The sequence below is a fragment of the Modicisalibacter radicis genome (genome assembly GCF_900961225.1).
Lineage (GTDB): Bacteria > Pseudomonadota > Gammaproteobacteria > Pseudomonadales > Halomonadaceae > Modicisalibacter.
Window position 1 is genome coordinate 48190 of sequence record NZ_CAAHFN010000142.1, and the last position, 19396, is coordinate 67585.

The window sequence follows — 19396 nt, forward strand, 5'->3', positions numbered from 1 at the left end:
GGAGCACGACATGAGCAAACGCCCCAGCCCCATTTCCGCGACCGTCGACTTCGATGCCGACGGCGTCCAGCACGGTTTTCTCAAGCTGCCGATCTCCACCGACGAGTCGGCCTGGGGCGCGGTGATGATCCCGATCACCGTGGTCGGCAACGGCGAGGGCCCCAGCGCGTTGTTGACCGGCGGCAATCACGGTGACGAGTACGAGGGCATCACGGGGCTACTCAAGCTCGCCAACTCGCTCGAGGCCAAGGACGTCCACGGCCGGGTGATCATCGTGCCGATGATGAACGTGCCCGCCGCCCAGGTGGGCCGGCGCACCTCGCCGATGGACGGCGGCAACCTCAATCGCAGTTTTCCCGGCGATCCCGACGGCAGCGTCACCGAGCAGATCGCCGATTACTTCACCCGCTACCTGGTGCCGCTGGTCGATGTGGTGCTCGACCTGCACTCCGGCGGGCGTACCCTCGACATCATTCCGTTCGGCGCCTCGCACCAGCTCGAGGACAAGGCGCTGCAGCGCCAGGCCGTGGAGGGCGCCAAGGCGTTCGGCGCGCCCACCGCGATGCTGATGTTCGAGCTCGACGCCGCCAAGCTGTTCGACACCGCGGTGGAGAGCCAGGGCAAGGTGTTCGTCGCCACCGAGCTCGGCGGCGGCGGTTCCACCAACCCGGAGCGCATGGCGATCGCCGAGCGCGGCATACGCAACTTCCTGATTCATTACGGGCTGATCGACGGCGAGCTGGAACTGCCCGACGAGCCGCAGGTCTTCGTCGACATGCCCGATGCCTCCTGCTACGTGCAGAGTGAGCATACCGGCCTGCTCGAACTGACCCTGGCGCTCAACGACAAGGTTCGCGAGGGCGAGGTGATCGCGCGCATCTACGACATGACCCGCACCGGCGCCGCGCCGGTCGAGTACCGCGCCAAGCGCAGCGGCGTGCTGGTGGCGCGGCGTTTTCCGTCGCTGGTCAACATGGGCGACACCATCGCGGTGATCGCCGAGGTGGTCGATTCCCTCGACGCCTGAGCCGCTACAACGTTCGCCGGCGCCGCCGGCGGCCTCGACAACGGACCCGCATGAAGCTCGATCGCTACGATCTCAAGATCCTGGAAATCCTCGCCACGGACGGCCGCATCACCAAGTCGCGGCTGGCCGAGGCGATCAATCTGTCGGTCAGTCCGTGCTGGGAGCGGGTGCGGCGGCTGGAGGCGGCCGGGGTGATCGAGGGCTATTCGGCGCGCATCAACGCCAGGGCGATCGTCAAGCGCAACCCGGTGTGGATGCAGATCGAACTCAAGGCGCACAATGCCGAGAGCTTCCAGCGCTTCGAGAACGCCATGCGCGGCGAGCCCGTCGTCACCGAATGCGTGGCGGTGGGCGGCGGCGTCGACTATCTGGTCAAGGTCGAGGCACCCTCCATCGACGCCTATCAGCGGCTGATCGACGAATGGCTGACCTCGGAACTGGGCATCGAGCGCTACTTCACCTACATCGTCACCAAGACCGTCAAGCATCAGGCACCACCGATGACCCTCGACGGGGATACCTGTTGAGCCCATCCTGAGGTATCGTGCCCTCTTGCTGACCGGATCACCCATGCCATCATCCCAGCCCGCTCCTGCCCGCACTGCGCCGAATGGCTACGACGATCAGCGCGACCGGCCGTTGCGCGCGTTCGGCGATCCCGCCGAGCAGCCGATCACCCTGGCCCTCAACGACACCGCCATGGTCACCCTGCTGGCGACTCCCGAGGCGCTCGAGCCGCTGGCCCTGGGCCATGCCTTCACCGCCGGCTGGATCGAGCGTGCCGCCCAGGTCGAGGCGATCGAGCTGTCGCACCTGCGCCACGGGCTGAGCGTGCGGCTGTCGGTGGCGCCGCGCCTCGTCGAGCGCGCGGCGGGGCTCAAGCGCGGCGGGCCTTCGGTATCCAGCTGCGGCGCATGCGGGGTGGCCGAGGAAGCCCAGTTGATGTTCGGCCTGACCCGCTTGCCGGCGCACCCGCCATTGGCGGTGGCGGCTCTCGAGCGCGGCCTGGAAGCGCTCAACCGGAGCGGCCGCGCCGGGCTGCACACCGCGCTGGGGCTGGACGAGCACGGCGAGGTACGCTTCACCGGCGTGGATATCGGTCGTCACAACGCGCTGGACCGGGTGATCGGCGCGGGGCTCGAGGCCGCCGCCATGCCCGCCGCGATCCTGCTGTCCAGCCGCTGCAGCCTGGAACTGGTGCAGAAGTGCGTGCGCGCGGGTATCCCCACGCTGGCGACCCTGGCGCTGCCCTCGGCATTGGCGGTGGAAATCGCCCGTGCCTGTGAACTCAACCTGGTCTGCTGCCATCGTGGCCGCCGGCTGGAACTGCTCAGTGGCGGCGGCTGAGCCGAGCACTCTCGCCCGGGTCGCCAGCCGTTTTCCGATTCATGTCAATCCATAGGCCGTCATGTCGTCATCATCCGATAACGTCGCTCCGGAGAGTTCTTCCGAGAGCCCCTGCGAGAGCCCCTGCAAGAATCCCGGCGAGGCACTCGGCAAGCGCCCCGACCCCCCGCCGCAACGCCCGTCGCCGGAAACGCTGCCCGAAGCCGACGCCACGCTGACCCGGGACCCGCGCATCGAAGCCTACGCCGGACCGGCCGGCGGCTGGGGCGCGATGAAGAGCGTCGGCCGCCACCTCAGACGCAGCGGCGCGCCCCTCGAGGGCGTGCGCGCGCTGCTCGCCGCCAACCAGCCGCAGGGCTTCGATTGCCCGGGATGCGCTTGGGGCGATCCGCTCCACGGCTCGTCGTTCGAGTTCTGCGAGAACGGCGTCAAGGCGGTGGCCTGGGAAGCGACCGCCAAGCGCGCCACCCGTGAATTCTTTGCCCGCCACAGCGTGCAGGAACTGCTCGGCTGGGACGACTTCCGGCTCGAGGACCAGGGACGGCTGACCGAACCGCTGCGCTACGACGCCGCCAGCGATCGCTACCGGCCGATCGACTGGCCGACGGCGTTCGAGTTGATCGCCGAGCATCTCGCCGCGCTCGACTCGCCCGACCGGGCGCTGTTCTACACCTCGGGGCGGGCCAGCAACGAGGCGGCCTACCTCTACCAGTTGTTCGTGCGGCTGTACGGCACCAACAACTTCCCCGACTGTTCCAACATGTGCCACGAGGCCAGTGGCGTGGCCATGCAGGCCGGCCTCGGCGTCGGCAAGGGCACCGTGACCCTCGAGGACTTCGAGCAGGCCGACACCATCCTGGTGTTCGGCCAGAATCCCGGTACCAACCACCCGCGCATGCTCGGCGACCTGCGCCGCGCCGCCGAGCGCGGCGCGCGGATCGTCAGCTTCAACCCGCTCAGGGAGCGTGGCCTGGAGCGCTTCGCCGACCCCCAGAACAAGCTCGAGATGCTGCGTCACGGCAGCCGGCCGATATCCTCGCACTACTACCAGCCCAAGATGGGCGGTGACATGGCCCTGGCACGGGGCATCGCCAAGGCGCTGTTCGCCCTCGAGGCCGGGGGCCGCTTCACCCCCGACCGGGGCTTCATTGCCGCGCATACCCGGGGTTATCAAGAATGGCGCTCGGTAGTCGAAGGCTGCGACTGGCAGGCCATCGAGGCCCAGTCGGGGCTGACCCGCGCTGAAATCGAAGACGTCGCCGAGCTGGTTGCCGGCGCCCAGCGTATGATCGTCACCTGGGCGATGGGCGTGACCCAGCACGAACACTCGGTGGCCACCGTTCGCGAGCTGGTCAATCTGCTGCTGCTCGGCGGCCACATCGGTCGCCCGGGCGCCGGCGCCTGCCCGGTGCGCGGGCATTCCAACGTCCAGGGCGATCGCACCATGGGCATCGACGAGACCGCCCCGACGTGGCTGATCGACGCGCTGGAGGCACGCTACGGTGTGGCCATGCCGCGTGCTCCCGGCTTCAATACGGTCGGCGCCATTCATGCGCTGGAAGACGGCGAGGCCGAGGTGTTCATCGGACTGGGCGGCAACTTCAGTCGTGCCACCCCGGACAGCGCGCGCACCGAGCGCGCGTTGCAGCGCACCCGGCTCAGCGTGCAGATCAGCACCAAGCTCAACCGCAGCCACCTGACCTTCGGCGGCGATGCGCTGATCCTGCCCTGCCTGGGACGCACCGAGATCGATCGCCAGGGGCCGGCGGGGGAGTCCCAGCAGATCAGCGTCGAGGACTCGATGTCGATGGTTCACGGCAGTGCCGGGCTGCGGGAGCCGGCGTCAAGGCAACTGCGCTCCGAGCCGGCAATCGTCGCCGGCATCGCCGCGGCCACCCTGGCGCGGGTCCTGCCGGCGCGCGGCATCGACCCGGACGTGGTCGACTGGGCGGCGCTGACGGACGACTACGACCGCATCCGCGACGAGATCGAGGCGGTGGTCCCCGGCTTTGACGACTTCAACGCCCGGCTGCGCCAGCCGCGCGGCTTCCGGCTCGACAATCCGGCCAGCGCGCGGCGCTTTGTCACCGCCTCGGGGCGCGCGACGTTCGGCGCCACGCCGCTGCCCGAGGCGGTGCTTCATCAACGCCTGCACGCCCGCCGCGACGACGGCTGGCTGACCCTGCAGACGCTGCGCAGCCACGATCAGTACAACACTACCGTCTACGGCTACGACGATCGCTATCGTGGCGTGAAGGGCCAGCGCCGGGTGCTGTTCGTCAATCCCGACGACCTGGCCCGACTGGGCTTCGCCGACGGCCAGTGGGTCGATCTGGTGGGGTTGTCCCATGAGGGCGTGGAGCGGCGCGCACCGACCTTCCGGCTGGTGGCCTACGACACGCCGTCGGGCTGTTGCGCGGCCTATTACCCCGAAGCCAACGCGCTGGTACCGCTGGAAAGCGTCGGCGAAGGCAGCGGCACGCCCACCTCGAAGGCGGTGGCGGTGCGTCTGGAGGCCAGCCGGCGGCTGGCCTGATGCGCTGGCGCGAGCGTCTGGCCGCACTCGACGAGGCGCAACTGATGGCCGCCATCGATCGCCACCGCCTGGCCGGCGAGGCGACGCTGGAGGCGACGCTGCTGGCGCTCGTCGAGCTGCTGGGCGATGTGCCGGCCGATTCGGCGGCCCGCGAACTGGGCGTCGAGCGCGCGCTGGTGCTGCGGGCAATCAGCGGACTGCAGGCGCGGGGGCGCTGGCCGTCGACCTGACCGGTCGGCCATCAGGGCCTCGTCGCCGAAAAAAACCGCTCCGACGTCGCGGTTTCCAGAAAAATCCCGCCTCGCCACCGCGGCGAACAGAAACACCTCTGGCGCCGAATCCTCTAGCCTGACAGGCAGACGGGTAGCGATACCCGGCCATGTCTTTTCGAGGTTCGTTTCAGGGGGCAATCATGAAACTCAGCGACCTGCGGTTATTCCGCCAGTACGCCTACATCGACGGCAAGTGGACCCACGGCGACGCGGGGCGCGAGGAGGCCGTGATCAATCCGGCCACCGGCGAGACGCTGGGTCACATCCCGCTGCTCGAGGCGGAGCAGATTCGCGGGGCCGTCGACGCTGCCGATCGGGCCTTCGTGCACTGGCGCGGGCTGCGCGTCGACGAGCGCTGCGACCGGCTGCTCGCCTGGTACGACCTGATTCAGACCCATCGCGAGGACCTGGCGACGCTGATGACCCTCGAGCAGGGCAAGCCGTTGCCCGACGCCCGCGGCGAGGTCGAATACGGCGCCAGCTTCGTGCGCTGGTTCGCCGAGGAGAGCAAGCGCACCTTCGGCCAGACGATCCCCAGCCACATCCCCAACTCGGCGCTGGGCACCATCAAGGAGCCGGTCGGCGTCGCCGCGCTGATCACGCCCTGGAACTTTCCGCTGGCGATGATCACCCGCAAGGCCGGCGCCGCACTGGCGGCCGGCTGCCCGGTGGTGGTCAAGCCGGCCGGCGAGACGCCGTTCACCGCGCTGGCACTGGCCGAGCTCGCCGAGCGCGCGGGCATTCCCGCCGGCGTGTTCAACGTGGTACTGGGCGATGCGGCGACGGTCTCCGAGGTGTTGTGCAAGGACACCCGGGTCATGGCGCTGTCGTTCACCGGCTCCACCCCGGTCGGGCGGCTGCTGCTCGAGCAGTCGGCCAGCACCGTCAAGCGCGTGTCGCTGGAACTCGGCGGCAATGCGCCGTTCATCGTCGGCCCTGACGTCGACCCCAAGGAAGCCGCGCTGGCGGCGGTGGCGGCGAAGTTCCAGACCGCCGGGCAGGACTGCCTGGCCGCCAACCGCATCCTGGTTCACGAGGACATTCACGACGCCTTCGTCGAACATTTCGCCGAGCGCATGAAGGCGTTGACGGTGGGCAACGGGCTGGACAGCGAGATCGATCTCGGCCCGCTGATCCACGAGCGGGCGGTGGAGAAGGCCACCTCGATCGTCGACGACGCGCTGTCCCGCGGCGCGACGCTGGTGCACGGTGATCAGTCGCAGGCGCCGGGGCGCAACTACTTCATGCCCACGCTGCTCACCGAGGTGACCGCCGAGATGCAGATCTGGCGCGAGGAGAACTTCTCGCCGGTGGCCGGCATCACCCGCTATCGCAGCGACGACGAGGTGATCGAGATGGCCAACGACACCGAGTACGGGCTGTCGGCGTATCTCTTCACCTATGACGTGCGGCGCATCTGGAAGATCATGCGCGCACTGAAGAACGGCATGGTCTCGGTCAACACCGTCAAGATGACCGGGCCGCCGATCCCGTTCGGCGGGGTCAAGCAGTCGGGCCTGGGCCGCGAGGGCGGCACCGCGGGGATCGAGGAGTTCCTCGAGACCAAGTACTACTGCATCGGTGGCTTGGGCACGCTGTCGGGAAGCTAGCCTTTGAGCTACGAGCTACGAGCTACGAGCTACGAGCTACGAGCTACGAGCCACGAGCCACGAGCCACGAGCCACGAGCCATGTCCCTGAGCTGCTCGTGGCCCGAGGCTCGTCGCTGTTACTGAGTCGTTTCGACGTTTAGGCTTCGCCGGCGAGGCCGGCACAATAATCAGGAAAATATCATGAGTCTGCATAACGATCTGATCGATCGCGACCGCAAGGTCACCTTCCATGCCTCGACGCACCTGCGTGACTTCGCCCACGGCGACGCGCCGGGCCGCGTGATCACCGGCGGCAAGGGCATCTCGATCGTCGACAAGCAGGGCCGCGAGATGATCGACGGCTTCGCCGGGCTGTATTGCGTCAATATCGGCTACGGGCGTACCGAGATGGCCGAGGCGATCTACCAGCAGGCCCTCGAGCTGTCCTATTACCACACCTACGTGGGCACTTCGAACGAGCCGCTGATCGAACTCTCCGAGAAGATCCTCGAGCTCGCCGGCATGGGCATGTCCAAGGTCTACTACGGCATGTCGGGCTCCGATGCCAACGAGACCCAGCTCAAGCTGGTGCGCTACTACAACAACGTGCTCGGCCGCACCGAGAAGAAGAAGGTGATCGCGCGCAGCCGCGGCTATCACGGCTCGGGGATCGCCTCAGGCTCGCTGACCGGGCTACCGACCTTCCACAATCATTTCGACCTGCCGATCGATGGCATCCTGCACACCGAGGCGCCGTACTACTACCGGCGCGGCGACGCCCAGGCGGGCATGAGCGAACGCGAGTTCGCCAGGGATTGCGCGGCCAGGCTCGAAGCGATGATCCTCGCCGAAGGCCCGGACACCGTGGCCGCCTTCATCGGCGAGCCGGTGCTGGGTACCGGCGGCATCGTCGCCCCGCCGGAAGGCTACTGGGACGAGATCCAGCAGGTCCTGGCCAAGTACGACGTGCTGTTGATCGCCGATGAAGTGGTCACCGGCTTCGGTCGCATCGGCACCGATTTCGGCAGCCACTACTTCGGCATGCGCCCCGACCTGATCACCGTCGCCAAGGGCCTGACCAGTGCCTACCAGCCGCTGTCCGGGGTGATCGTCGGTGACAAGGTCTGGCAAGTCCTCGAGCAGGGCACCGGCGAGTTCGGCCCGATCGGCCACGGCTGGACCTACTCCGGCCATCCGCTGGGCGCCGCCGCCGGTCTGGCGAACCTGGCGATCATCGAGCGCGAGGGGCTGACCCAGAACGCCGCCGAAACCGGCGCCTACCTGCAGCACAGGATGCAGGCGACCTTCGCCGATCACCCGTTGGTCGGGGATGTGCGCGGCATCGGCCTGCTGGCGGCGCTGGAGTTCTCGCCCGACAAGGCGAACCGCGCGCACTTCTCGCCGGGGCTGAAGGTCGGCCCGCGGGTCAGCGCTGCGGCGGTCGAGGAGGACCTGATCGCCCGAGCCATGCCCCATGGCGATATTCTCGGCTTCGCGCCGCCGCTGGTGATCACCCGCGACGAGGTCGACGAGGTCGTCGCCCGTGCCAAGCGCGCGGTGGACAGGGTTACCGATGAGCTCGTCCGCTCGGGTGACTTGAAAGCCTGATCTACGCTCCCGGGGCCGGCTGATACCGCGAAAATAGCGAATAACTCTGCTCCCACCAGGACTGCTGCCACTTGGCTTGGTTTTCGTGGGAGCGAATTCATTCGCGATCAAGGACCTCTGAAATCATCGGGACTGAAGTCCCTCCCACCAGGACCGCTGCCATGTGGCCTGGTTTTCGTGGGAGTGAATTCATTCGCGAATAACTGCAAAGGCTGATCCTCATGACCCAACCCAGCCATGGCGTGACGCTGGCCTCGATCTACCGGGCGCGCGCCAACCTCGTCGGCCAGGTCGCGCGCACGCCGCTGATTCGCTCCCAGGCGCTGTCGCGGCGTTTCGACGCCGAGGTGTTCCTCAAGCTGGAGAACCACCAGCCGAGCGGCGCCTTCAAGCTGCGCGGGGCGACCCACATGATCCGCACGCTGATGCAGGAGCGGGGGCCGGATGCCCTGGCGCGCGGCGTGACCACGGCGTCGACCGGCAACCACGGACGCGCGGTGGCGCTGGCAGCGTCGAATCTCGGCGTGCCGGCGGTGATCTGCCTGTCGCGGCTGGTACCCGACAACAAGGCGCGCGCCATCGAGGCGCTGGGGGCCGAGGTGCGGCGCGTCGGCAACAGCCAGGACGAGGCGTTCGGCGAGGTCGCGCGGCTGGTCGACGAGCAGGGCATGACGCTGATTCCGCCGTTCGACGACCCGTTGATCGCCAGCGGCCAGGGCACCATCGGCGTCGAGCTACTCGAGGATCAGCCGGATCTCGACCGGGTATTCGTCGGGCTCTCCGGTGGCGGTCTGCTGGGCGGCATCGGTGCGGCGCTCAAGGCGATCCGTCCGGCCACCCGGGTTACCGGGATCAGTCTCGCCCAGGGCGACGCCATGTGGCAGAGCCTGCGGGCCGGCCGGCCCATGGAGGTCGAGGAGGTCGAGAGCCTGGGCGATTCGCTGGGCGGCGGCATCGGGCTCGACAACCGCTGTACCTTCGCGCTGGTGAGCGAGGTGATGGACGATCATTTCCATGTCGGCGAGGCGGCCATCGCCCGCGCCATGGTCGCGCTGCTCGACGACGAGAAGATGCTCGTCGAGGGCGCGGCGGCGGTGGGCCTGGCGGCGCTGGACGAGCATGCCATCGACATCCGTGGTCAGCGCGTGGCGCTGGTCGTCTCGGGCAACGGCGTGGCACTCGAGACCTTCGATCGTGCCCGGGTGCTTGCCAAAACCGACTAATCTTGCTGCGCTTGGGAAACACCGCACAAAATGCCTGCGCGGGCAAATCGCTGCGTTGCGCGGTGCTGGTACGCCAGCCCGGCCGGAATCCTCACCTATACCCCATAGGCTCGGGTTCCTGTGCTCCGTGCGCCTAGCGCTTCGCTCGGGGACGCCTAGTTCGCTCGGCAATTTTGTTCAGCGTTTCACTTTGATTTCTTTAGGACAGAGGGCCTCTGCCCATGCAGCTCTATCAACGCGACGCCATCGAGTCGGCGGTCACCATCGACGCGGCGGCCCTGGAAGCCGTGGAAGGCGCCTTCGCGGCACTCGGTCGCGGCGACGTCGTGCAGCCGCCGATCCTCTCCATGGCCATCGAGGAATCCAACGGCGAGGTGGACGTCAAGACCGCGCACATCCGCGGCGGCGAACGCTTTGCGATCAAGGTCAGCCCGGGGTTCTTCGACAACCCCAAGATCGGCCTGCCGAGCCTCAACGGGCTGATGATGGTGTTCTCCGCCAAGACCGGGCTGGTCGACGCGGTACTGTTCGACGAGGGCTACCTGACCGCGGTGCGCACCGCCCTGGCCGGAGCCCTCGCCAGCAAGCACCTGTCCCGCGAGGAGAGTCGGCGGGTGGCGGTGCTGGGTGCCGGCGAGCAGGCCGAGCTGCAGGTGCGCGCGCTGCAACTGGTCCGCGACATCGATACCGTCGACGTCTGGGCGCGCAGCCGCGAGTCGGCCGAGGCCTATGCCGAACGCGTGCGCGGCCTGGGGCTCTCCGTCAACGTTCACGCCACGGTACGCGAGGCCTGCGAGCAGGCCGACATCATCGTCACCGCGACCCCGTCCCGCGAGCCGATCCTGACCGCCCAGGACCTGCCCGACGGCGTGCACGTCACCGCCATGGGCTCGGACAGTCCCGACAAGCGCGAACTCGACGAGGAGGTGATGATCCGCGCCGACGCCTTCGTCTGCGACACCCGCGCCCAGAGCGAGACCAACGGCGAGCTCAAGGCGTTCGCCCGCCGGCCTGCAAGCGCTGCGCCCGGTTCCGGTTCCGGTGGTGGTTCGGCCGGCTTCGGGGCGGATGGAAAGCCGCCGTTCAAGGTCTATGAGCTGGGCCGGGTCATCGCCGAGAACCAGCGGCTGCGGGTCTCGGCCGCCAGCATCACCGTCTGCGATCTGACCGGCACCGGCGTGCAGGACACCGCGATCGCCAGCTTCGCGCTCGCGCGGCTGAGCTGAATCGAACCCGGTTAAGCCATCGTCTCATCGCGCAGGAGGTTTCGATGCGACATTCCGCCAAGCCGCCGTTCGCGGCCACGCCGACCGCGCAGGCCGGCGGCGAAAGCCAGGTTCCCGCGCCGCGGACGCTGCGTTTCGAGGCGCGCGGCGGTTTTCCCAACTCGCCGTTGCCGGTGCTGGTCTACCGCCGGCTGCTTGCCGGCTCGGGGGAGGAACTGGCGACGGCCTTCGAGACGCTGTTCGCGCGTCATCGCTGGCCGCCGCAGTGGCGCTACGGGCTCTACGATTTCGACCACTTCCACTCCACCGCCCATGAGGCGCTGGGGGTGTTCAGCGGCGACGCGCACATTCGCCTGGGCGGGCCCCAGGGCGACGAGCTCGACATCGCCGCGGGCGACGTGCTGGTCCTGCCGGCGGGCACCGGACATGCCTGCCTGCAGGCCAGCGGCGACTTCGAGATGGTCGGCGCCTACCCGCCGGGCCAGGTCTGGGAGGTGGAGCGCGGCGACCCCGCCCAGCTGGCCGCCGCCCAGGCGCGTGTCGCCCGGGTCGAGCTGCCCGCCGACGACCCGGTGGGGGGCGAGCTGCTGTCGCTGTGGCGTTGAGTTGTGTCGCCATGAGCTATGCGGACTAATTGACTGGCGTCGGCAGCTCGCGGCCTTCGGCGAAGGCGAGAAGGTTGGCATACTGTAGATCGCCCATGGCTTCGCGGGTATGCACGGTGCCCGAGCCTTGGTGCGGCTGCAGCAAGACGTTCTCCTGGTCGCACAGACGGAGATCGACGTCGGGTTCGTTTGCGAATACGTCGAGCGCCGCACCTGCCAGGCGCTTGTCCTGCAATCGTGCGATCAAGGCTTCCTCGTCGATGACCGTGCCCCTTGAGACATTGACCACGATGGCTTCGTCGGGCATCGCATCGAGAATCTCTGCGGATACCAAATGGCGTGTTTCCTCGCCACCGACCACCGTAATGAACAGGACATCGACATGGCGTGCCAGCTCGATCGCCTCGGCGTGATAGATCCAGTCGGCGGGTACCTGCTTGGGCTGGCGCGATTGGTAATGTAGCGTGGTCTTGAATGCTGCCATGCGATCGGCAATTTCCTTGCCGATGCGCCCCATTCCCAGAATCCCGACACGTAGACCACTGGCATGTGCATTGAGCGGAAACGCGCCCCGGCGTGTCCAGTCGCCGCTACGAACCCAGCGGTCACCGTCAATGAGACGTCGTTTGAGAGCTAGGTACATGCCGACCGCCAAGTCAGCGACGTCATCGTTGAGCACATCCGGCGTATTGGTCACGGTAATGTCGCGGCCCTTGGCTGCCTCGATGTCGATATCGTCGTAGCCGACACCGAAGTTGGCGATCAAGCGAAGGTTGGGCAGGGCATCCATTTCGGCGGCGCCGAATGGCGAATGACCGTGGTAGGCAACGGCTTGGCAGGCGTCCCGCTCGTCGCTGGCAAGGCTCGTCAACTGCTGCGGGGTGTCGACCAAGCGCGTTACGAAGCGGGACTCCAGCCGCTCACGCTGTCGTGGAGAATAAGGACCGATCAGGATCGTGTCGGGTCGAGTCATATCGGGAAATTCCATCCTTCTGAATGAGTGGTATTCGGGATCGTTGGGGCCGCTGTAGCGATCAGGTACTTGCTCGATCAAGCAGGCCTTTCCGCTCGATGGCGAGGGTCTGTTCACGCGTGCGACGATGCAGAACCTCCAGGACGGCGATCGCGGTATCAACATCGGTGGCTGCGATGGCACGCATGATATCCACATGAGGTCGGCCCGTGTCGGCCAGCCCCTGATCGGCGAACTGGGACAGGAAAAAGCCGATGCGGCGTGATACGGCATGCAGCGGCATGATGGTCTTGGCGGCGACGGTATGTCTGGCCGCTTCGCAGACGCGTTCGTTGAAACGTTTGTCTATCTTTGAAAACCCGACGTTGTCGGCACTTTCCAAGGCCTTTTCGGCCTGGCTTGCCATATGCAGGAATTCCTGTCGTTGGCTGTCGCTGGCCAACTGCGCTGCGCGCTTGATGAGCAATCCTTCTACATGCTGGCGAACATCCAGGGCTTCCAATGCCGTGGTCGTATCGATGGGCCGGATTAAAATGCCTTGCCTGGGCAGGACGCTTAGCAGGTAGTCCTGCTTCAGCCGCAGCAAGGCTTCCCGAATCGGCGTTCGCCCCATGTCGAGTCGATCACAGAGAGTCTGTTCTGTCAGGGTCTGTCCGGGTGCCAGCTCTAGGGTGACGATCATCTCCTCGATGAGCGTGTAGGCCTCCTCGGCGCGCGAGAAAAGCGATGATGCGGAGCCGTAAGATACGTTCATGTCGATCTCACTTTACTTGCAGAGCGGCGCAGGAGCGCTATCAGAGGAGGAACCAGCCAGATGGCAATGGTAATGATCGCCAATCCCAGGGCGATGGGGCGACTGAAGAAGATCAACAAATCGCCATTTGATTTAACCAGTGTGTTCAAAAAGTTGTCTTCGACGACAGGGGCCAACACGACACCGAGGATCGCTGGGGCAAGCGGGAAGCCGTTCTCCTCCATGAAAAAGCCGAGTATGCCGGCACACAGCATCGTCATGACGGCAAAGACGGTATTTTCTACGGCGAAAGAGCCGATGATGCAGGCCGCGACGATCAGCGGCATCAGTATCGTGCGTGGCACGGCCAGGATATGTCTAAACACCCTGATCGCCAGGTAGCCGAACGGCACGATCAGGATATTGGCCATCAGAAAAGCGAGAAAGACCGCGGTGATCAGTTCGCCTTGAGTCAGGAAAACGGTAGGGCCGGGGTTGAGCCCCTTCATGTAGAGCACGCCGATGATGACTGCAGTCAAGCTGTCACCGGGAATGCCGAACACCGTGGCCGGGACCAAGGCGCCCCCGATCGACGCATTATTGGCGGCACTGGCCGAGGCCACACCATCTACAATTCCAGTGCCGAATTTTTCCGGGTGCCGAGATTGTTTCTTGGTGCTTGCATAAGCGATGTAGGATGCAATGTCGGCCCCGGCGCCGGGAATGGCTCCGATCAGGGTCCCTATCCCGCAGCCCTGTAGGATCTGGAAGCCCATGCGCTTGACTTCTGTCAGCACTCCTCTGAAAAGGCCGTGTAATTTGCCCACCGATGGCGGCTTGCCGTTCCCGGGTGACAGGGCAAACCGAAACACCTCGGATAGGGCGAACAGGCCGATCAGCACCGGGATGAAGCCTAGTCCGCCGGAGAGGTATTCGGTGCCGAAAGTGAAACGCGGCTGCCCCGATACCGGGTCGAGCCCCACCATGGCTATTAGCAGTCCAAGACTCAGAGAAACCAGTCCCTTGGCCGGTGAGCCGTGAGAGACCGCGATTGCCGCCGTCAGGCCCAGGCAAGCCAGCCAAAAATACTCTATCGAACTGAACTGAAGGGCCAGATTGCCTAGCGAGGGCGCGGCAAAAATCAGCACAATACTGCCGAATATCCCACCCAGCGACGAGCAGATTAGGCCGGTCCCCAGGGCGAGACCTGCCTGGCCTTGCTGAGTCATGCGGTAGGATTCATCAACGTAGGCGGCGGAAGCCGGTGTGCCAGGAATGCGTAGTAGCGCACCGGGAATATCACCCGAGAAGATTCCCATAGCACACAGCGTTACGACGCCCGCCAGGGCGGGTACAGGATCCAGAAAGTAACTGACCGGAACCATCAAGGCGACCGCCATGGCGGCGGAGAAACCCGGAATGGCGCCGATCACTAGCCCATATAGGGCACAAGCCAGCATGACTCCCAGTGTCGTGGGTGTGAGTAGTAACGCCAGTGCATCCATTACCATGTCAGAACCCCCGCGAACGGTGTCAGCAATCCCCACGGCAACTGCACCGACATTAACTGATAGAAAAAACTGTGGAAGGCAACGCTACCAATGACGGCGATGGCAATATCCCGTCCAGGTCGGCGGTTGAAATAAAACAGCAATGAGAAGAGAGTCACCGGCATCGTAATTAGAAACCCGAGCACATTGACCGTGAAGATATAGAAAAGGATAGCGATGATGACGAAGCCGATTGGAAGTAGCGCTCTCGACAAACTTTGGTCGCTATCGATGCGCAGCCACGTAGACACCTTGCCTTCGTTGAGAGCTATCCTTTTTGCCAATACGGACAGCCCGCAGATAACGAGCAAAATACCGATCAGGGTGGGCATGAAACCCGGTCCGTAATCGATGAATTGCAGGGTCGGTAATTGCTGAGCCAGGAAAATGACTGCACCGCCGAGGCAGATAATCAAAAGGCCGTTGATACTGTCGTCGAATTTCACAGCAGTGACTCCAGGTACGGGCGTCTAGATCACGACGACACCGAGTGGTGTCGCCGGCGAATTGAGGTGAGGGTCAGTCGTTTTTCACCAATCCGATCGTGTCGATGAGCTTGCGTACCGAACTCTGCTCGTCAGCTATGAAATCGCTGAACGCCTCGGCGTTGCGCCACTGAATGCCGAAACCACGGTCGGTCATCTGCTGACGCCACTGGTCATCATGGACGATCTCCTGCATGGCGTTTTCAAGGCGTTCGGCAATATCGTCAGGCAGCCCTTTGGGTGCCACCAGGCCACGCCAGGCTCCGAGTTGGAGATCCATATCGGTCGCTTCGTTTAAAGTGGGAACCTCGGGGAATGTTTCCAGGCGGTCTTCGCCCATCACTACCAGTGCCTTGATGCGTCCTGCCTGAATCAAGGGCGCGGCTTCCGGAAGTGAAGAGGGGACCACGTCCACACCGCCAGCGGCGAGATCCTGCAAGGCGGCGGCAGCTCCCTTGCCCGAGACGAAACGAACCTTCGATACGTCGACACCGTAGCTGTCCATCATCGTTGCAACGGCCATCGGCCAGGAACCGCCACAGCCACCGCCGCAGGCGATCACATAATCCCCTGGAGATTGCTTGATGGCTTCCAACGCCTGGTGAATGTCTTCCCAGGGACTATCTTCGCGCACCTGAAAACCGGCCGGATCGAAGTTGAATTGCGCAAGGGGAGTAAAGTCCGCGGCGTCGATTTCGGCCTGCCCCATGGGAGCATAGTGGGCGAAGTTATAGAGAATCCCCAAGGTATAGCCATCAGGGGCGGCATTTTTGATCGAAGAAATGCCGACCACACCGCCCCCCTGGCCCTGGTTGATCACATTGAAGGGCTGGCCAAAACGTTCCTGCAGGTGTTCCGCCAGCATGCGCCCCGTCTGGTCGGTCCCCCCACCGGCACCGGAAGGCACCACGATATTAACTGGTCTTTCTGGCCACTGTGCCTCGGCGATGCTGGGAACGAGGCCGGTAACCAACAGCGCCGAGGCGGCTAGGTTAATTACTTTTCGCATAGCTGATCTCCTGTGATATATCACGATGTATGACAGCTTTTTGGCCCTGCTATGTCAAAGCAATATGGCTTGAACTTTAGTCTTAAGGCGTTGGTTGAGGATGAGGCCTGCGAATTAGCAATTCAGTTACGTCACTGATGCAATTAACTTTTTAGTCTCAAGGCGCGTCAGGCGTCATTAAGGCGGCTAGGATTCGCACCTGTCGGGTGCAGAGCGGGTGCCGTCAGCATTGGAAAGGATGACGCTTGCCGAAGAGACGCTGAACGGAAGGGCGCTGCGATATGTCGCCGCTTAAGCGGCGACTGGAGGGGCTCGGAGCTGCACGAAGAGACGATTACCCTGGCCGGCTGGGTGGTTGATCAGTCGGACCGTGTCGCGAGGCCGCTGGCTTCGTCGAGCCCCAGATGGATGTTCATGCTCTGCACCGCGGCGCCGGCGGCGCCCTTGCCGAGGTTGTCGAGCCGGGCGACCAGCGCGAGTTGCTCCTCGCCGCCATAGACGAACAGGTCGACGCGGTTGGTGTCGTTGGCGCCCTGGACGTCGAAGAATCCGTGATCGAGGCTGTCCTCGTCCTGCAACGGCATGACGTTGACGAAGCGCTCGCCGGCGTAGTGTTCGAGATACGCCTTGCGAAGCGCCGCGCCGCTGGCGCCCGGCGCGAGCCGGCTGACATGCAGCGGCACGGTCACCGCCAGGCCCTTGAGGAACGGCCCGACCACCGGGTTGAACACCGGCGTCAGTTCGAGCCCGCCATGCACGCGCATTTCCGGCAAGTGCTTGTGGGTCATGTTCATGGCGTAGGGGCGCGGTGCGCTCAGGCGGCCGGCTTCGGCGGCCTGGTACTCCTGGATCAGCGTCTTGCCACCGCCGCTGTAGCCGGTCAGCGAGAACGCCGAAACGGGATAGTCGGCGGGCAGCAGCCCGGCATCGATCAGCGGACGCACCAGCATGATGAAGGCACTGGCGTGACAGCCGGGGTTGGCGATGCGCTTGCTCTGACGGATGCGCTCGCGCTGGCCGGGGGCCAGTTCCGGCAGGCCGTAGGTCCAGCCGTCGGCGATGCGAAACGCGGTGCTCGCATCGATCAGGCAGGTGTCGGGGTTATCCAGCAGCGCGACCGCTTCGCGCGAGGCAGCGTCCGGCAGACACAGGAAAGCGACATCGGCGGCGTTGAGCAGGCGGCCGCGCTCGGTGCTGTCCTTGCGCTTGGCGGGGTCGATGCGCAGCAGCTCGAGGTCGTCGCGCGCCTCGAGATAGTCGAGCAGGCGCAGGCCGGTGGTGCCTTCCTGTCCGTCCACATACACTTTGAATGCCATCGGGTATCTCTCGCTAACAGCGGCTATCGAATGCGTCAGGCCGCTATTGTGCGCGGTTTACCCGTCACTTGTCATATCCCCGGCACGAACGCGTCAATACCGGCGGGGCTTGCGCCGTCAGGCATTGTCGCCCGGGCTGGTTCATCCGCGATCGCTCGGCCATAGCGGCGGCCAGCCGGCTTGCCGAAGCCCGGCAAAGCAGCCAGTCTGGAAGACGGAATCGACCGATGCGACTGGGACGGATGCCATGAAACGCGCACTTGCCTTCGATGTCTACGGCACCTTGATCGACACCCACGGCGTGGTCGAGGAGCTGAGCCGGCGGATCGGCGAGCGTGCCGGCGAGTTCTCGCAGCGCTGGCGCGAAAAACAGCTCGAATACTCCTTCCGGCGTGGCCTGATGGGCGCCTTCGCCGATTTCTCGCAATGCACCGGCGACGCCCTGGAATTCGTCGATCGTGCGCTGGGCACACGGCTATCCGACACCGACAAGGAACGGCTGATGGCCACTTACAGCGAGCTGCCGGCGTTTCCCGACGTCGCGCCGGCGCTGGAGCGGTTGGGCCGGCTCAGGATGCAGCGGGTGGCGTTTTCCAACGGCAGCCGCCAGGCGGTCAGCCAGCTGCTCGGTCAGGCCGGGGTGCTCGACCATTTCGACGACATCGTCAGCGTCGAGGAACTCAAGCGCTTCAAGCCGGATCCGGCGGTCTACGCGCACCTGCATCAACGCCTCGAGGCCGACGCCCACGAGACCTGGCTGATCTCCAGCAACCCCTTCGACGTCATCGGCGCCAAGCACGCCGGCCTGCGTGCCGTGTGGGTGCGCCGCAGCGCCGAGGCACCGTTCGACCCCTGGGGCGGCGAGCCCGACATGACCGTCGCCGATCTCGGCGAGCTGGCCGAGCGGCTGGGCTAGCCAGCCGGACGTATATCTGTCGCGCTCACGCTTCGTCACCGGATGAGTCCGACCGAAGCGTGGTGTTTGTCGCTTCGGTCGCCCGCGCCGGCCGGGGAGAGGCCTCGGTCTCCGTGGCGCGATGATCGGCGGCGTACTTGAACCATGTCTTGCCGAGGTGGTTGCGCAGCTCCTCGCCCATACGCGTGGCGTCCCTGGCCTCGAGAGCCGCCATGATCGCTTCGTGCTCGGCCATGGCGGTCGTCCACTTCTCGCTCTTCTCGTTGGAAAGATAGCGGACCCGATAGAGCTGACGGCAGAGGTAGCCGTGCATCTCTATCAAAGAGGCGTTGCCCGAGAGCGCCACGATCCGGTTGTGAATCTCCTGGTTGATACGAAAGTAATTCTGCCGGTCGCCGCGGATGAAGGCGGCCTTCATTTCGTAGTGCAGTGCCTGGAATTCGGCAATGTCACGATCGGTGGCCCGCGCGCAAGCCAGTTCGGCAGCCGCTTGTTCGAGCACGCTCAGCACATAGGCTTTTTCCTGCATGTCCGAGGGGCTGACGTCCGCTACCACCGCACCGCGATTGGGCAGTATCTCGACCAGACCTTCGGCAGCGAGAATCTTCAGTGCCTCGCGTAGAGGCGTCCGCGATACCTGCAATTCCTCGGCCAGCGTACGTTCGGGCAAGCGTTGCCCCGGCTGGAAATGGTCCATCACGATATGTTCACGAAGATAACTGGCCACTTTGGCCACCAATCCGGGGCGCGGCGTCTGCACGATGTCGTCGAGTGAAGTCATAGCAAGTTGCCTGAGATTTACCGTCAATATGGCATACCATACCAGTCCCCTCCAATCCTTCCGTTCCTTCCTGAGTTATATTTTTCCCTGTTTTTTAGTGGCTTAAGAGCCTCCGACGGGGTGGTTATACCATCGTATAAGGGGATTTCCTTGCTGCCATAAATGGTATACCACTAGTCTCGTGATGACACGAGAGGC

The 19396-nt window shown here is 65.0% G+C and carries 18 protein-coding genes; 11 read left to right on the top strand and 7 right to left on the bottom strand.

Annotated features, from left to right (window positions below):
* Nucleotides 1-10 precede the first annotated feature (10 nt).
* The 10 genes from doeB (at nt 11) to HR9077_RS21220 (ending at nt 11435) form a co-directional block, all read left to right on the top strand.
* The gene (doeB, locus tag HR9077_RS21175) at nt 11-1027 is read left to right on the top strand and encodes a N(2)-acetyl-L-2,4-diaminobutanoate deacetylase DoeB (protein WP_136069282.1); all 1017 of its coding nucleotides are present in this window, start codon (nt 11-13) and stop codon (nt 1025-1027) included.
* Between the two features lie 50 nt (nt 1028-1077).
* On the top strand, nt 1078-1554 hold the full coding sequence (locus HR9077_RS21180; RefSeq protein ID WP_136069283.1) for an Lrp/AsnC family transcriptional regulator: 477 nt from the start codon (nt 1078-1080) through the stop codon (nt 1552-1554).
* Between the two features lie 43 nt (nt 1555-1597).
* The gene (locus HR9077_RS21185) at nt 1598-2374 is read left to right on the top strand and encodes a formate dehydrogenase accessory sulfurtransferase FdhD (protein ID WP_136069284.1); all 777 of its coding nucleotides are present in this window, start codon (nt 1598-1600) and stop codon (nt 2372-2374) included.
* 61 nt (nt 2375-2435) lie between these two features.
* Nucleotides 2436-4910 carry an FdhF/YdeP family oxidoreductase gene (locus HR9077_RS21190; RefSeq protein WP_136069285.1) on the top strand — a complete coding sequence of 825 codons (2475 nt, stop codon included), beginning with the start codon at nt 2436-2438 and terminating at the stop codon, nt 4908-4910.
* Nucleotides 4910-5140 carry a hypothetical protein gene (locus HR9077_RS21195; RefSeq protein ID WP_136069286.1) on the top strand — a complete coding sequence of 77 codons (231 nt, stop codon included), beginning with the start codon at nt 4910-4912 and terminating at the stop codon, nt 5138-5140. Before HR9077_RS21190 ends, HR9077_RS21195 begins: the two co-directional genes overlap by 1 nt.
* 182 nt (nt 5141-5322) lie before the next feature.
* Nucleotides 5323-6792 carry an NAD-dependent succinate-semialdehyde dehydrogenase gene (locus HR9077_RS21200; protein WP_210726002.1) on the top strand — a complete coding sequence of 490 codons (1470 nt, stop codon included), beginning with the start codon at nt 5323-5325 and terminating at the stop codon, nt 6790-6792.
* A gap of 182 nt (nt 6793-6974) precedes the next feature.
* Nucleotides 6975-8381 carry an aminotransferase gene (locus tag HR9077_RS21205; RefSeq protein ID WP_136069288.1) on the top strand — a complete coding sequence of 469 codons (1407 nt, stop codon included), beginning with the start codon at nt 6975-6977 and terminating at the stop codon, nt 8379-8381.
* Between the two features lie 221 nt (nt 8382-8602).
* Entirely contained in the window at nt 8603-9604 is a 1002-nt protein-coding gene (gene eutB, locus HR9077_RS21210; RefSeq protein ID WP_136069289.1) for a hydroxyectoine utilization dehydratase EutB, read from the top strand.
* Between the two features lie 221 nt (nt 9605-9825).
* Complete coding sequence (locus HR9077_RS21215; RefSeq protein ID WP_136069290.1) at nt 9826-10830, top strand: ornithine cyclodeaminase family protein; 1005 nt, start codon at nt 9826-9828, stop codon at nt 10828-10830.
* Nucleotides 10831-10874: 44 nt separating this feature from the next.
* The gene (locus tag HR9077_RS21220) at nt 10875-11435 is read left to right on the top strand and encodes a cupin (protein ID WP_244613407.1); all 561 of its coding nucleotides are present in this window, start codon (nt 10875-10877) and stop codon (nt 11433-11435) included.
* A gap of 25 nt (nt 11436-11460) precedes the next feature.
* On the opposite strand, the gene HR9077_RS21225 is transcribed toward HR9077_RS21220, so the two are convergent.
* The 6 genes from HR9077_RS21225 to argC form a co-directional block, all read right to left on the bottom strand.
* On the bottom strand, nt 11461-12489 hold the full coding sequence (locus HR9077_RS21225; protein ID WP_244613408.1) for a 2-hydroxyacid dehydrogenase: 1029 nt from the start codon (nt 12487-12489) through the stop codon (nt 11461-11463).
* Nucleotides 12470-13162, bottom strand: coding sequence for a GntR family transcriptional regulator (locus HR9077_RS21230; protein WP_136069291.1), 693 nt, complete (start codon nt 13160-13162; stop codon nt 12470-12472). The genes HR9077_RS21225 and HR9077_RS21230 overlap by 20 nt, the downstream gene beginning before the upstream one ends.
* The gene (locus HR9077_RS21235) at nt 13159-14646 is read right to left on the bottom strand and encodes a tripartite tricarboxylate transporter permease (protein ID WP_348532942.1); all 1488 of its coding nucleotides are present in this window, start codon (nt 14644-14646) and stop codon (nt 13159-13161) included. Before HR9077_RS21235 ends, HR9077_RS21230 begins: the two co-directional genes overlap by 4 nt.
* Entirely contained in the window at nt 14646-15137 is a 492-nt protein-coding gene (locus HR9077_RS21240; protein WP_136069293.1) for a tripartite tricarboxylate transporter TctB family protein, read from the bottom strand. The genes HR9077_RS21235 and HR9077_RS21240 overlap by 1 nt, the downstream gene beginning before the upstream one ends.
* Nucleotides 15138-15210: 73 nt before the next feature.
* The gene (locus tag HR9077_RS21245; RefSeq protein ID WP_136069294.1) at nt 15211-16185 is read right to left on the bottom strand and encodes a Bug family tripartite tricarboxylate transporter substrate binding protein; all 975 of its coding nucleotides are present in this window, start codon (nt 16183-16185) and stop codon (nt 15211-15213) included.
* Nucleotides 16186-16544: 359 nt separating this feature from the next.
* Nucleotides 16545-17501, bottom strand: a complete 957-nt coding sequence (argC, locus tag HR9077_RS21250; protein WP_136069295.1) for an N-acetyl-gamma-glutamyl-phosphate reductase — start codon at nt 17499-17501, stop codon at nt 16545-16547.
* Between the two features lie 247 nt (nt 17502-17748).
* On the opposite strand from argC, the gene HR9077_RS21255 reads away from it, so the two are divergent.
* Nucleotides 17749-18417: a haloacid dehalogenase type II gene (locus tag HR9077_RS21255; RefSeq protein WP_136069296.1), complete on the top strand. Its 669-nt coding sequence runs from the start codon at nt 17749-17751 to the stop codon at nt 18415-18417.
* A 25-nt stretch (nt 18418-18442) separates the two neighbouring features.
* Here HR9077_RS21255 and HR9077_RS21260 read toward each other — a convergent pair whose 3' ends face one another.
* The gene (locus HR9077_RS21260) at nt 18443-19198 is read right to left on the bottom strand and encodes a GntR family transcriptional regulator (RefSeq protein WP_136069297.1); all 756 of its coding nucleotides are present in this window, start codon (nt 19196-19198) and stop codon (nt 18443-18445) included.
* Nucleotides 19199-19396: the final 198 nt, after the last annotated feature.

Bases quoted from the DNA above. Each gene is read 5' to 3' on its own strand.
- doeB (WP_136069282.1), top strand. From the start codon at position 11: ATGAGCAAACGCCCCAGCCCCATTTCCGCGACCGTCGACTTCGATGCC.
- HR9077_RS21180 (WP_136069283.1), top strand. From the start codon at position 1,078: ATGAAGCTCGATCGCTACGATCTCAAGATCCTGGAAATCCTCGCCACG.
- HR9077_RS21185 (WP_136069284.1), top strand. From the start codon at position 1,598: ATGCCATCATCCCAGCCCGCTCCTGCCCGCACTGCGCCGAATGGCTAC.
- HR9077_RS21190 (WP_136069285.1), top strand. From the start codon at position 2,436: ATGTCGTCATCATCCGATAACGTCGCTCCGGAGAGTTCTTCCGAGAGC.
- HR9077_RS21195 (WP_136069286.1), top strand. From the start codon at position 4,910: ATGCGCTGGCGCGAGCGTCTGGCCGCACTCGACGAGGCGCAACTGATG.
- HR9077_RS21200 (WP_210726002.1), top strand. From the start codon at position 5,323: ATGAAACTCAGCGACCTGCGGTTATTCCGCCAGTACGCCTACATCGAC.
- HR9077_RS21205 (WP_136069288.1), top strand. From the start codon at position 6,975: ATGAGTCTGCATAACGATCTGATCGATCGCGACCGCAAGGTCACCTTC.
- eutB (WP_136069289.1), top strand. From the start codon at position 8,603: ATGACCCAACCCAGCCATGGCGTGACGCTGGCCTCGATCTACCGGGCG.
- HR9077_RS21215 (WP_136069290.1), top strand. From the start codon at position 9,826: ATGCAGCTCTATCAACGCGACGCCATCGAGTCGGCGGTCACCATCGAC.
- HR9077_RS21220 (WP_244613407.1), top strand. From the start codon at position 10,875: ATGCGACATTCCGCCAAGCCGCCGTTCGCGGCCACGCCGACCGCGCAG.
- HR9077_RS21230 (WP_136069291.1), bottom strand. From the start codon at position 13,162: ATGAACGTATCTTACGGCTCCGCATCATCGCTTTTCTCGCGCGCCGAG.
- HR9077_RS21235 (WP_348532942.1), bottom strand. From the start codon at position 14,646: ATGGATGCACTGGCGTTACTACTCACACCCACGACACTGGGAGTCATG.
- HR9077_RS21245 (WP_136069294.1), bottom strand. From the start codon at position 16,185: ATGCGAAAAGTAATTAACCTAGCCGCCTCGGCGCTGTTGGTTACCGGC.
- argC (WP_136069295.1), bottom strand. From the start codon at position 17,501: ATGGCATTCAAAGTGTATGTGGACGGACAGGAAGGCACCACCGGCCTG.
- HR9077_RS21255 (WP_136069296.1), top strand. From the start codon at position 17,749: ATGAAACGCGCACTTGCCTTCGATGTCTACGGCACCTTGATCGACACC.
- HR9077_RS21260 (WP_136069297.1), bottom strand. From the start codon at position 19,198: ATGACTTCACTCGACGACATCGTGCAGACGCCGCGCCCCGGATTGGTG.